This window comes from Actinomycetota bacterium (genome assembly GCA_013152275.1).
Taxonomy (GTDB): domain Bacteria; phylum Actinomycetota; class Acidimicrobiia; order Spongiisociales; family UBA4744; genus BMS3Bbin01.
In genome coordinates, this window is record JAADGS010000040.1 from 58,560 (window position 1) to 70,486 (window position 11,927).

11 protein-coding genes are annotated in these 11,927 nt (G+C 64.0%); 3 read left to right on the plus strand and 8 right to left on the minus strand.

Features of this window, described 5'->3' with window-relative positions:
- Positions 1-6: 6 nt before the first annotated feature.
- Positions 7-1,692, minus strand: a complete 1,686-nt coding sequence (locus tag GXP34_07715) for a DUF885 domain-containing protein (protein ID NOY55858.1) — start codon at positions 1,690-1,692, stop codon at positions 7-9.
- 135 nt (positions 1,693-1,827) lie between these two features.
- Here GXP34_07715 and GXP34_07720 point away from each other — a divergent pair, with 135 nt between their 5' ends.
- Genes GXP34_07720 through GXP34_07730 form a run of 3 tightly spaced genes read left to right on the plus strand, consistent with a single transcriptional unit; the run spans position 1,828 to position 4,186 of the window.
- Positions 1,828-2,442 carry a TetR/AcrR family transcriptional regulator gene (locus tag GXP34_07720; GenBank protein ID NOY55859.1) on the plus strand — a complete coding sequence of 205 codons (615 nt, stop codon included), beginning with the start codon at positions 1,828-1,830 and terminating at the stop codon, positions 2,440-2,442.
- Entirely contained in the window at positions 2,439-3,092 is a 654-nt protein-coding gene (locus tag GXP34_07725) for a methyltransferase domain-containing protein (protein NOY55860.1), read from the plus strand. The genes GXP34_07720 and GXP34_07725 overlap by 4 nt, the downstream gene beginning before the upstream one ends.
- Positions 3,089-4,186, plus strand: a complete 1,098-nt coding sequence (locus GXP34_07730) for a 4Fe-4S dicluster domain-containing protein (protein ID NOY55861.1) — start codon at positions 3,089-3,091, stop codon at positions 4,184-4,186. The genes GXP34_07725 and GXP34_07730 overlap by 4 nt, the downstream gene beginning before the upstream one ends.
- A gap of 2 nt (positions 4,187-4,188) precedes the next feature.
- Here GXP34_07730 and GXP34_07735 read toward each other — a convergent pair whose 3' ends face one another.
- From GXP34_07735 to GXP34_07765, 7 genes are all read right to left on the minus strand, one after another.
- Positions 4,189-5,001, minus strand: a complete 813-nt coding sequence (locus GXP34_07735) for an ABC transporter permease (GenBank protein ID NOY55862.1) — start codon at positions 4,999-5,001, stop codon at positions 4,189-4,191.
- Positions 4,998-5,771, minus strand: coding sequence for an ABC transporter permease (locus GXP34_07740; GenBank protein NOY55863.1), 774 nt, complete (start codon positions 5,769-5,771; stop codon positions 4,998-5,000). Before GXP34_07740 ends, GXP34_07735 begins: the two co-directional genes overlap by 4 nt.
- Positions 5,771-6,697 (minus strand): ABC transporter ATP-binding protein, encoded by a 927-nt coding sequence (locus GXP34_07745; GenBank protein ID NOY55864.1) that lies wholly within the window; start codon positions 6,695-6,697, stop codon positions 5,771-5,773. Before GXP34_07745 ends, GXP34_07740 begins: the two co-directional genes overlap by 1 nt.
- A 101-nt stretch (positions 6,698-6,798) precedes the next feature.
- Complete coding sequence (locus GXP34_07750) at positions 6,799-7,803, minus strand: TIGR03842 family LLM class F420-dependent oxidoreductase (protein NOY55865.1); 1,005 nt, start codon at positions 7,801-7,803, stop codon at positions 6,799-6,801.
- A 215-nt stretch (positions 7,804-8,018) separates the two neighbouring features.
- Complete coding sequence (gene hydA, locus GXP34_07755) at positions 8,019-9,446, minus strand: dihydropyrimidinase (GenBank protein NOY55866.1); 1,428 nt, start codon at positions 9,444-9,446, stop codon at positions 8,019-8,021.
- The gene (locus tag GXP34_07760; GenBank protein ID NOY55867.1) at positions 9,446-10,759 is read right to left on the minus strand and encodes an aspartate aminotransferase family protein; all 1,314 of its coding nucleotides are present in this window, start codon (positions 10,757-10,759) and stop codon (positions 9,446-9,448) included. Before GXP34_07760 ends, hydA begins: the two co-directional genes overlap by 1 nt.
- A gap of 16 nt (positions 10,760-10,775) precedes the next feature.
- The gene (locus GXP34_07765; protein NOY55868.1) at positions 10,776-11,618 is read right to left on the minus strand and encodes an acyltransferase; all 843 of its coding nucleotides are present in this window, start codon (positions 11,616-11,618) and stop codon (positions 10,776-10,778) included.
- Positions 11,619-11,927 lie beyond the last annotated feature (309 nt).

Here is an 11,927-nt window from a genome sequence, read left to right on the forward strand (position 1 = left end):
AGCCGGTTAGTTCCCGCGAAGCGTCACGAGAACGGAGGCAGTCCAGTCTTTCACCAATCGATCCAGCGTCGTGAGTGGCATCATGCCCGAGTCCAGAACGGTGTCGTGGAATCCCTTGACGTCAAAGCTCTCACCAAGGGCCGCCTCTGCCTCGCTCCGCATCCGCTGGATCTCCAGACGTCCGATCATGTAGGCGAGCGCCTGACCCGGCAAGCCGATGTAGCGATCGACCTCGTTCTCGATCGTGCCGATCGACATCGGGGAGTTCTCGGCGAAGAAGTCGATCGCCTGCCGGCGGCTCCACCCTTTCGCGTGCAGGCCGGTGTCGACGACCAGCCGACCGGCGCGCATCGAGTCGGCCGAGAGCATGCCGATGCGCTCGAGGGGCCCCGAGTACAAGCCCATCTCGTCGGCAAGACGTTCGGTGTACAGGCCCCAGCCTTCGGCGTAGGCCGTGACGCCTGCGTGCTTTCGAAAGTCGGGGATTCCTTCGAGTTCCTGAGCGATCGCCAACTGAAGATGGTGGCCCGGGATCCCCTCGTGATACGCCATCGCCTCGATCTCATAACGGCCCCAGTGTGTCGGATCGGACGTGTTGACGAAGAACATGCCGGGTCGAGATCCGTCGGTGGCCGGCGGGAAATAGAACGCGGTCGGCCCGCTCGGTGTTTCGGCAACGATGCAGTCGGCCTTCGGAAGACGTCCGAACCAGTCCCCGATCGCGGCATTGGCCTTTGCGAGCGCACGCTCCGAAGCGGCGACGACTTCCGGGCCTGCCACAAAGTGCAGATCCGGATCCTCGCGTAGACGTGTGAAGATCTCGCTGAGATCGTCGGTGCCGAGAGCCTCCTTACCGAGCTTTCGATACTCGCCGGCCAACCGCTCGACCTGGTCGAGACCGATGTCATGGATCTCATCGGCCTTCAACCGCAGCGTCGTGTGCTGATGAATCGCCTTCGCGTAGAGTTCGTCGCCGCCAGGTACCCAGGACACGCCGCTTCGCTCCTGCGGCCTGGCGAACGGCAAGACCTCGTTCGCGATCGTGTCTCGATACCGTTGCAGCGATGGCCGGATCGCGTCACGAACGACGGTGGCGAGACGCTCCTTCCACGCTTCGGTTGCCGACGTGTCGAAGGATTCCGGGACCCGTACATGCAGAAATGGATTCTCTTCCATCGGCAACGCGAGCAGCGCGTCGAGCTGCCCGACCGTCTTCTCGCTCGTCAGCGCAGGCGGTGTCCTGCCATCGACAAGCCCTTCGCGCAGGCGCTCGCCCATCTCATCGAACACTCGAGCGAATCCTCGGTACTTCTCGACCAACGCCTCGGCATGCTCGGACTCCTCGATGGGCAACTGGGGGATCAGCACGGGGATCATCGCCTGCAAACCCATGGCGTGGTTGACCGCGAACTCTGCCGCCCTCGTCTCGAGGGCATCGGCCCCGGTGGAGGCTTCGAAGATCAGCACATCCCTGGTGATTCGTTCGTCCTTGTCGAGACCTGCCTGATCGATCGCCTCGGCCCGTCCTGCGAAGTCCCGAAGCCGGGCGATCTGGGCGTCCTCGGCCTCTCTCGACACTTCCTCGACCTTCTCGTCGAACCGGTGATCTCCGAGCATCATGGCGTGCGTCGGGTTGGTCTCCATCGTGTAGTCCCAGTACTCGTCGCCGAGCCTGCGCAGTTCCTCGTTCACCGTCCAGCCTTTCGTCGCAGCAGATCACTCATCTTGACCCACCGTGGGTACAACGTCGAATCTGGAGAAACGCCTGGCACCGCTCCCCCGTGCCGTGATACAATATGACTGACTGGTCACCCACATTGGAGCGTCATGGGTCGAATCACCGCCGAGGCGAAGCTCGAGGTCCGCAACCGACTCCTCGCCACGGCTGCAGAGCACTTTGCCCGCGACGGCCTCGAGCGAACGAGTATCGACGCCATCGCGTCCGGAGCGGGCGTCGCCAAGGGAACCGTCTACAACTACTTCCGATCCAAGGACGAGCTTTTTGCCGAGGTCATCGCGGAGGGTGCACGACGCGCGGTACAGCGATACGAAGCCAATCCGGCGGCGGGATCGACCAGGGACCGGCTCCGGGGACTGGCCGAAGCAGACGTGCAGGTCGTGCGGGAACAGGAGCCTTTCCAGCAGGTCGTGATCAGGGAAGCCCTGGCGTTTCGACCTGAAACCTATCCCCTCGTCATCAGGCATCTCGCCCCGTTTGTCGGCGCCGTGGCACATGTCCTCGACGAAGGTGTGTCCGCAGACGAGGTGCGCGCAGATCGGCCCACTGCCGAACTCGCCCTGGCTTTTGTCGGCATCCTCGGCATCCTGTATGTACAACACTGGGGCTCCGGCGGCACGTGGCCGAAACTCGACGAGATCCCCGACCTCGCGGTCCTGCTGTTCTTCGAGGGTGTCGGACGACGGCCAGGGAAGCAACGATGAGCACGTACGCGTTCATGCGCTGGCTCGAGTCGACACCGTCTCGCTACGACCGTGGCATGCACCTCTTGAGCAGGGGACGTATGTCCCGCGTCTACGACCGTGTTGCCGAACTGGCGGCAGGACCGGGGCTGCGCGTCCTCGATGTCGGCTGCGGAACCGGAGGGGTCACCCTGGCGTGCGCTGCACGAGGAGCAGAGGCCGTCGGCCTCGACCGGGATGCCGGCATGCTCGAGGTCGCCGCAGCGAAACCGGCGCCTGCCGACGGAAGCGTCGAATGGGTGGAGTTGGGGGCGGCCGAGATCGAGGACCGATTCGATCCCGAAACGTTCGATAGCGTCGTGTCGTGTCTCGCCTTCAGCGAGATGTCCCCGCAAGAACGCGCCTACGTGCTCGGGATCGTCCATGACCGACTTCGTCCGGGAGGCCGGCTGGTGATCGCAGACGAGGTCGAACCGACAGGCGCCGGCGCCCGTCTGCTCTACCGATTGCTACGAATCCCCATGACCGTGGCGACCTGGTTGCTCACTCAGAAAACAACACATCCCGTGCACGGCCTCACCGACGCCGTGCGCCAAGCGGGTTTCGCGAACATCGACGAGGAACGTCCGTGGCCGGCCTTCGTCATCTTGAGTGCGAGGAGACCATCATGAAACTACTGGACTCCATATTCGACACGGCGTTCAGGTTCTTGCCACATCGCTCGAAGACGGGGCTCTTCCCGATCGGTGATCCCGACCGCTCCTCACCCGTCATCGTCACGGGCAACTACACCCTCACCGTGCGACGCGTGTCCAAGGCGCTGCAGGGTGAGGACGTCTGGCTGCTCGTCACCGACAGCAGAGGCATCAACGTGTGGTGCGCTGCAGGAGGAGGCCATCTCACCCATCATGACGTGATCGCCGCGGTTCGAACATCCCAAGTCGCAGACCGGGTCGACCATCAAGAGCTGATCCTGCCCCAGTTGAGCGCCACCGGGGTCGAGCGAAATCGTGTCGAGGAGGCGACCGGATGGCACGCGACGTGGGGACCGGTCCACGCGACGGACCTGCCTGCATTCCTGAGACGCGGCCGGCACGCCGTGAGGGAAGAGCGAGCCGTGCGCTTCCCGATGAGTGATCGCCTCCAGATGGCAGTGATGTGGACCGCCCCGATGGTGCCGATCCTGTGGTTGATCCTGTGGGCGATCAGCGGACCGCTACCGGCGGTCGTCGGCGCGGTGGCCATCACGGCCATCGTGCTGGGACTCTTCGCAGGCATGCCGTGGCTGCCGCTGAGGACACACCGAGGGCTACTCGTCTATGGCGGCCTGGCCTTGGCCGGGTTCGCGTTCGGTGCTGCCCTCTTCACGGCCGCCGGGGCCCTGACGACGAGAAACCTCATCGTGCTCGCCGCCGCGTGTGTGGTCGGGACCGGGATCGTGTCGGTGGATGTCGCCGGGTCGACACCGCTGCTGTCGAGTTCGGTCAACCCGAGCGATTTCAGGGTCGAGTTGCTGGTCGACCGTTGCACCGGGGCTGCACAGTGCGTGCTCGTATGCCCGCGTGACGTGCTCGTCATGAACGGCCACGTCCACAAGGTCGAGATCGTCCGGCCCGCGAACTGCATCCTGTGTGGCGCCTGCATCGTCCAGTGCCCCGAAGATGCCCTCCGCTTCCGGTTCGACGACGGGAGGGTCGTCGAGCCGGCGACGATACGCAGAACACGCCTCAATCTGCTGGGCAAACGCACCATCGACGTGACCTAGTGTCACGCGAGCAGCAGCTTCTCCAGCCTCCGCGCCGCAACCACGATGCCAACCGCACCCATCACGACCAGGAACCCGATGTGGTAGAGCATGGTCCATTCGAAGATCCCGAGCGTAAGCGAACGAATCAGCACGACACCGTGATAGAGCGGCGACAGTTGCGCCGCCCATCGCAGCCACTCGGGATACACGCTGAGCGGGTAGAACGTCGCCGAGAACAGAAACAGGGGAAGCGTGACGAGTTGCACGAGATCGAAGTCCTGCCAGGATCGCATGAACGACGTGGCCGCCATGCCTGCTGCAGCGAATCCGAAACCGAGCAGGAGCGCCGCAGGGACGGCGAGCAGCCCCCACAGCGACGGCATCAGGCCCATGATCCACATCACGACGAGGAACCCCGTCGCATACAGCGCTCCTCGAAACAGCGACCACGTGATCTCTCCGATGGCAATGTCGCCGGGCGCCATCGGAGTCGCCAGCACAGCGTCGTAGATCTTCGCGTACTTGAGCTTGAAGAAGATGTTGAACGTCGATTCGTAGACGGCACCGTTCATGGCCGCCGCACCGAGGAGCGCGGGCGCCACGAACGCCGCATAGGAGATCGGTTCCCCGGTGGGTCCCACGACATCACCGACGAGTTTGCCGAGTCCGATACCGATGGAGAAGAGATAGAAGAGCGGTTCGAAGAATCCGGAGAAGATGACGATCCATGCGTGCCGGTACACGAGGAAGTTCCGTTCGAGAAGATGTCGTGCCCGCCGACTGCCCATCGCCGACGGCGGCACGATCCTGGCCATGAGGGTCCCGGTGGTCATTGCCCCAACTTCTTCGTGAACGTGTGGATCGCCACGAGCGTGCCTCCGACGATCCACGCGAGAAGGTATGCCACATGTACGAACGGCGAGAAGGTCGTGGCCAGACCGAGGGTCGTTGCGCGAGTCAGCTCGACGCCATGCCACAGCGGCACGGCGTAGGCGAGCGGCTGCATCCAGCCGGGAAGCTGTGTGATCGGAAAGAACGTCCCGGAGAACAGGAACATGGGGACGATCCCGAACCGGAAGAGGTTGCTCAATCCGGTGTCGCGCTTCAACCATGCCGCGTAGCCGCTGACCGGTGCGGCGAATGCCAGCCCGGTCAGCACCGCGGGGAACACTGCCAGCAATCCCACACCGACGGCCACGGCTCCGAAAGCGGCCATGACGAGGACGAACACGGTCGACACGAAGATCATACGAATGCCGACCCAACCGAGATGACCGATGACGAGGTCCGGGATCCTGATCGGCGTGGCCAGCGTGGCGAAGTACGTCTTGGTCCACTTGATGCCCGCCATGACCGGCCACGACCCGTCGCCTGCGCCCGTCTGCATGGCGGCCGCCGCGAGCAGCCCGGGAGCGAGGTAGGCCAGGTAGGGAATGCCGATCGACGCGCTCCCGGCGCCACGGTTCACGAGCGTGCCGAGACCAACCCCCATGCCCAGCAGATACAGGACCGGACTGAGGAAGGTCGAGATGACACTTCCCCGCCATGTGCGGCGGTACACCCGGGCGTGCGCCTCGACGACACGGATCGCAGCCGCAGCCATCAGTCGATCAGGCTCCGGCCGGTGAGACGCAGGAATACGTCTTCGAGCGTGCTGCGGCGAACCACCACCGTTTCGGGTTTCAGCCCGCGCTCGGCCACCTCGGCGGCGGTCCGATCGCCGTCGACCGTGTACAGGAGCACGCTGTCGGGAAGGACCTCGGTCCGTTGCGAGAGTCCCTCGAGGAGCGGCAGCGCCTCCTCTTGACCGCCCACCGGGAATCGCAGTTCCACGACGTCACGTGTCGAGTGCGTTTCGATGAGTTCGCGCGGCGAGCCCTCTGCAACGATCTTCGCCTTGTCCATCACGACGAGGCGGTCGCACAGTTGCTCCGCCTCGTCCATGTAGTGGGTCGTGATGATGAGGGTCACCCCTCGTTGCTTGAGCCGGTAGAGCCTGTCCCAAAGCGCATGACGGGCCTGCGGATCGAGGCCGGTGGTCGGCTCGTCCAGCAGGAGCACATCGGGCTTGTTGATGAGTGCCCGGGCGATCGTCAAGCGCCGCTTCATCCCGCCGGAGAGATTCTCGACCTGGGCGTCGCGCCGTTCTGTGAGTTGGGCGAACTCGAGCAGTTCGTCCGCCCGGTCGGTGATCACCGATCGGGGCAGGTCGAAGTACCGCCCGTAGACCAACAGGTTCTCGAAGACCGACAGCTCGTTATCGAGATTGTCTTCTTGGGGGACCACCCCGAGACGCGCCCGAATGAGCGGCCCCTGCGTGGCAGGGTCCATATCGAGAACTCTCAGCGTTCCTTCGGTGACCGGCGACACGGCGCCGATCATGCGCATGGTGGAGGTCTTGCCTGCGCCATTCGGTCCAAGGAACCCGAACGCCTCGCCGTACTCGACGGCGAAGTCGACGCCGTCGACCGCGGTGAAGTCGCCGAAACGTTTGGTGAGCGCGCGTGCGAATACGAGGGGTTCGGCCATGGGATAGGCATCGTAGCTCCCCCCGAACCGTTCTCGTGACGCTTCGACGGAATAGTCCGTGCGAGGTGTCACGAGAACGGAGGACGCCGTTGGCGACTCGGCTACCGCAGCGCCGGAATGATCTCCCGCCCGTACGCTTCCAGGGTCTCCTCCTGGGCGTCGTGCATGAGGTAGATGGCGAACTGATCAACGCCTCTGTCGCGCAGGTCGGTCAGTTTGGCGATATGGTCGGCCACAGAACCCAACACGCAGAACCGGTCGACGATGGCATCGGGCACAAACTCGGCCGAGGGATTCCGCTTCTTGCCATGGTGCCGGTAGTCATAGCCCTGCCGGTCCTTGATGTAGTCGGTCAGAGCCGTCGGGACCGCAATCCCACCACCGCCGTAGCGGGCGACGAGGTCCTCGACGTGGTTGCCGACCATGGCCCCGAACCAGCGCAGCTCCTCCCTCTGATGGGCGAGGTCGTCACCGACATAGGCTGGAGCGGCCACGCAGACCTGGACGGAGCCCGGATCGCGCCCGGCCTGCCGAGCGGCGTCCCTCACCACTCCCATCGTCCATTCGAGGATCTTGGGATCGGCCAGCTGCAGAATGAATCCGTCGGCTTCCCGACCGATGAGATCCAGAGCTTTCGGGCCGTAGCCGGCCACCCACATCGGCAGGTCCCAGCCTTCCTCGCCGACCCACGGGATCCGCAGTTCCACCCCCCGGTACATGACCGACTCACCGGCCACCAGACCCTTGATGACCTGCATGGACTCCGAGATCGTCGCCAGTGTCATCGGTTTACGACCGATGACTCGCAGCGCCGAGTCGCCCCGTCCCATACCGCAGATGGTGCGACCCCCCGACATGTCGTTGAGGGTGGCGAACAGCGAGGCGAGCACCGTCCAGTCGCGGCTACCCGGGTTGGTGACCATCGGCCCGACGACCACGTGCTCGGTGGCCGCCAGCATCCGGCTGAAGATCACGAACGGCTCTTGCCAGAGGATGTGAGAATCGAATGTCCACACATGGGAAAACCCGTTCTGCTCGGCCAGCTTGGTCAGCTCGACGACTCGCGACGCCGGCGGATCGGTCTGCAGTACGACTCCGAAATCCATTTCCCTCACCCTGCCTTGCTCTCGTTGTGGAACGGTGGCCGATTCCCGCCCACGTGTGTTGCGGGAACCCCAGATCGGCTTCGCCGACAGCGTCGAACGGTGTCTGTGCGGACACCACTCCCGCGACCGGATCGCGCCTGTTCACCCGCCGTTCGGCTCACCCGATCACCCGCCTGTTGCTGATCCGGTGTTCGATGGGTTCCACGTGCATCGCCTCAGATGAGCAACTGGTTCGTGCCGCGCTTGAGATACCGCCCGTCGCCCTTGGTTCCCACGTACCTGCCGCCTTTGACGATCACCTTGCCACGAGAAAGCACCTGGTCGATCGTGGCGTTGATCTCCATGCCTTCGTAGCACGTGTAGTCGATGTTCCCGTGAATGGTGCCGGGCGCCGAGTACGTGAAGGATGTATGGGGGTCGTACACGACGATGTCGGCGTCCGACCCGACGGCGATCGTCCCCTTGCGTGGATACATCCCGAACATCTTGGCCGGCGTGGTGGCGACGAGGTCCACCCAACGATTGATGTCGAAGCGGCCCCCAACCACGCCGCTTTGGTACATCACGTTGAATCGCTCCTCGACGCCGGGGAGGCCGTTCGGGATGAGCGTGAAGTTGCCCTCCCCCAACCGCTTCTGACGACCCAACGTCTCGTCGTCGTCGTAGAAGAAACAGGCGTGGTCGGTGGACACGACCTGGAGGTCTCCACGGGCAAGGGCGTTCCACAGGTACTCCTGATGACCCTCCTCCTTGAAGCGGATGGGCGGCGAGCAGACGTACTTGGCGCCCTCGAAACCGGGCAGGGAGACATGATCTTCGACGGACAGGTGGAGATACTGCGGACACGTCTCCCCAAACACGTTGAGACCGAGATCTCGAGCCTTCGTGAGCTCGGCGACCCCCTCCTTACAGGACATGTGGACGACGTAGAGAGGCGCACCGGCCAATTCCGCCAGGGCGATGGCACGATGCACCGCCTCGGACTCGGTCGCGGGTGGGCGTGTGATGGAATGGTATTTGGGGTCGGTCTCGCCCCGTTCGAGAGCCTGCTCCCTCAGCACATCGATGGCAATGCCGTTCTCGGCATGCATCATGATCGTCGTGCCGTCCCTGGCGGCCCGTTGCATCGCGCGGAAGATCTCCCCGTCGTCGGAGTAGAGGACGCCGGGGTACGCCATGAACAGCTTGAAGCTGGTGACGCCTTCGTTGACGATCGCCCCCATCTCCTCGAGGGAGACATCGTTGATGTCGCCGACGATCATGTGGAATCCGTAGTCGATGGCGCAGTTCCCTTCGGCTTTCTGCATCCACTTCTCGAAGCCGTCTCTGACCGACTCGCCCTTGACCTGAACGGCGAAGTCCACGACGGTGGTCGTGCCTCCGAACGCGGCCGCGCGAGTACCGGTTTCGAAGTTGTCGGACACGTAGGTCCCACCGAAGGGAAGCTCGAAATGCGTGTGGACGTCGACACCCCCCGGCACGACATACTTGCCCGAGGCGTCGATCACCGTATCAACGCCCTCCTGCCAGTGATGCCTCCCCGGCGCGGCCATCGCGACGACCTTTTCGTCCTCGATGAGCACGTCCGCCGGGATCGTCTCGGTCGAGGTGACGACCGTGCCGTTGATGATGGCGATTCTCATCAGTTGTCTCCTCTCTCGAAGAGGGATGCGGTCGTGGCAACCGCGTCGCTCAGTACGTCAAAGCCCTCGTCGGCCTCCTCCTCTGTCAAGGAGAGAGGCGGCGCGATACGCAGGACGTTGCCGAACAGGCCGCCCTTGCCGATCAGCAGGCCTCCTGCCCGAGCTTCCTCCATGATGTGTGATGCTGCCCCCGGGTGTGGATCCGTCCCGCCGGGACGAACGAGTTCCACGCCGATCATGAGGCCCTTCCCCCGTACCTCGCCGATGATCTCGTAGCCGTCGGCCAGGTGATCGATACGGGACCGCAGATGTTGGCCCACCTTCAGGGCGTTGGTCTGCAAGTCATGTTCCAACAGGTAGTTCAGGTTGGCCAGCGCCCCCGTCGTGGCGAGCGGGTTCCCCCCGAACGTCGAAATCGAGTTGGCATTCAGACAGTCCATGATCTCGGCTCGCGCGATCACTCCGCCGATGGCCAGCCCGTTTCCGACGCCCTTCGCGAAGGTGATCATGTCGGGAATGATGCCGTGTGCCTGGTAGCCCCAGAAGTTCTCGCCGGTCCGCCCCCATCCTGTCTGGACCTCGTCGGAGATGAAGAGAATCCCGTGCCGGTCCAGTTCGTCCTTCATCGCTCCGAAGAACCCATCCGGTGGCGTGACAAAACCGCCCACACCCTGGATCGGCTCGGCGATCATGCATGCCACATCCCCGGAGGTGGCAACGTTCAGCAGATCGCGCAGGTCGGCCACGCAGGCGGCAGTGAACGCTTCGTCCGGAAGGTGACCGAAGGGGCTTCGATACCGATAGCCGCTGTGCACGTACGTCACGTTGAGAGGACCGAGGCTGGTCGGCGACCAGGACCGGTTGCCGGTGAGTGAAACGGCCGCGAACGAGCGGCCGTGATAACTGTTGCGGAGCGCCAGCACCTCGTTGGAGCGTCGGTAGGTGGTGGCCAGCAGCATGGCCGTGTCGTTGGCTTCGGTCCCCGAGTTCGTGAAGAAGACCTTGGCGTCGGGAATCCCCGACAGCTCGGCCAGCTTCTCGGCCAACTCGATCTGAGGCTCGATGAGGTAGAGCGTCGACGTGTGCAGGATGCGTCCCGCCTGCTCCCGGATCGCCTCGACCACCTCCGGCACGTTGTGGCCGGTCATGGTCGTGAGGATGCCGCCGAAGAAGTCGAGGTATTCCTTGCCTTCGGCGTCCCATACCCGCCGGCCTTGTCCCCTCACCAGAGCGATGGGCTGCTCGTAGTAGAGGGCCAGCCAGGATGGGAGCACCCGGTTGTGTCGTGCATGGAGTTCTCGTTGCGTGCCCATGGGTCCTCTCGATCGGCTAGGGAGTGACGAGATCCTGGTAGGCGTCGGGTCGTCGGTCACGGTAGAACGCCCACTGTTTGCGAACTTCCTCGATCAGGTCGAGATCGAGGTCCCGGACCACCAGCTCCTCGTCCGTATCCGATGCGGCGCCGTCGACCACCTGACCGCGGGGATTCACGAAGTAGGAGGATCCGTAGAAATCGTTGTCTCCGAAGGGTTCCTTGCCGATCCGGTTGATGGCACCGATGAAGTACTCGTTGGCGACGGCGGCCGCCGGCTGTTCGAGGTTCCAGAGGTACATGGATAGGCCGCGACTCGTCGCCGACGGGTTGAAGATGATCTTGGCGCCCTTGAGGCCGAGAGCCCGCCACCCCTCGGGGAAATGCCGGTCGTAGCAGATGTAGACGCCGATCCGACCGACGTTGGTGTCGAAGACCGGATAGCCGAGGTTCCCGGGTCGGAAGTAGTACTTCTCCCAGAACCCGGCGACCTGGGGAATGTGGGTCTTGCGGTACTTGCCCAGGAAGGAGCCGTCGGCGTCGAGGACTGCGGCGGTGTTGTAGTAGAACCCGTCGTCCTCTTTCTCGAAGATGGGGACGACGAGCACCATCCCGGTCTCCTTCGCCACCTTCTGCATGCGTCGGATCGTGGGTCCGTCGGGGATCGGCTCGGCGTATTCGAAGTGTTCGTCCTCCTGTACCTGGCAGAAGTAGGGGCCGTAGAAGAGCTCCTGGAAGCACATCACCTGGGCGCCCTGCTCGGCCGCCTGGCGCGCGTAGCCCACGTTCTTCTCGATCATCGAGTCTTTGTCGCCCGTCCACTCGGTCTGGACGATGGCTGCTCGCACCACGTTGGCCATGACTCTCCTCCTCTGGAACGGTTCCGGAAACACCAGAGCGCCCCTGATTCTCGTCGTTTGGGCGGCGTATGCTCCGTAGCGAAATCACGCCACCAACCAACCCTACAACCCTACTCCAGCCTCCCGACGCGGTCGGGATCGATGCCGGGACGGGCGCCGGGCATCGACGGCCGGGCTGAGCCCTCGGCGGGGTGGCCGCCCGGGACGCCGGCTGCGACGAAGACGAGCACTCGGCCGGGTCGGGTCAGTCGTCCAATGCGTCGAGGAGATCACGCATCGTCTGTCGGTATGTGGTGAGCGCGGCCCTTC

Bases quoted from the DNA above. Each gene is read 5' to 3' on its own strand.
- GXP34_07720 (NOY55859.1), top strand. From the start codon at position 1,828: ATGGGTCGAATCACCGCCGAGGCGAAGCTCGAGGTCCGCAACCGACTC.
- GXP34_07725 (NOY55860.1), top strand. From the start codon at position 2,439: ATGAGCACGTACGCGTTCATGCGCTGGCTCGAGTCGACACCGTCTCGC.
- GXP34_07730 (NOY55861.1), top strand. From the start codon at position 3,089: ATGAAACTACTGGACTCCATATTCGACACGGCGTTCAGGTTCTTGCCA.
- GXP34_07735 (NOY55862.1), bottom strand. From the start codon at position 5,001: ATGACCACCGGGACCCTCATGGCCAGGATCGTGCCGCCGTCGGCGATG.
- GXP34_07740 (NOY55863.1), bottom strand. From the start codon at position 5,771: ATGGCTGCGGCTGCGATCCGTGTCGTCGAGGCGCACGCCCGGGTGTAC.
- GXP34_07745 (NOY55864.1), bottom strand. From the start codon at position 6,697: ATGGCCGAACCCCTCGTATTCGCACGCGCGCTCACCAAACGTTTCGGC.
- GXP34_07750 (NOY55865.1), bottom strand. From the start codon at position 7,803: ATGGATTTCGGAGTCGTACTGCAGACCGATCCGCCGGCGTCGCGAGTC.
- hydA (NOY55866.1), bottom strand. From the start codon at position 9,446: ATGAGAATCGCCATCATCAACGGCACGGTCGTCACCTCGACCGAGACG.
- GXP34_07760 (NOY55867.1), bottom strand. From the start codon at position 10,759: ATGGGCACGCAACGAGAACTCCATGCACGACACAACCGGGTGCTCCCA.
- GXP34_07765 (NOY55868.1), bottom strand. From the start codon at position 11,618: ATGGCCAACGTGGTGCGAGCAGCCATCGTCCAGACCGAGTGGACGGGC.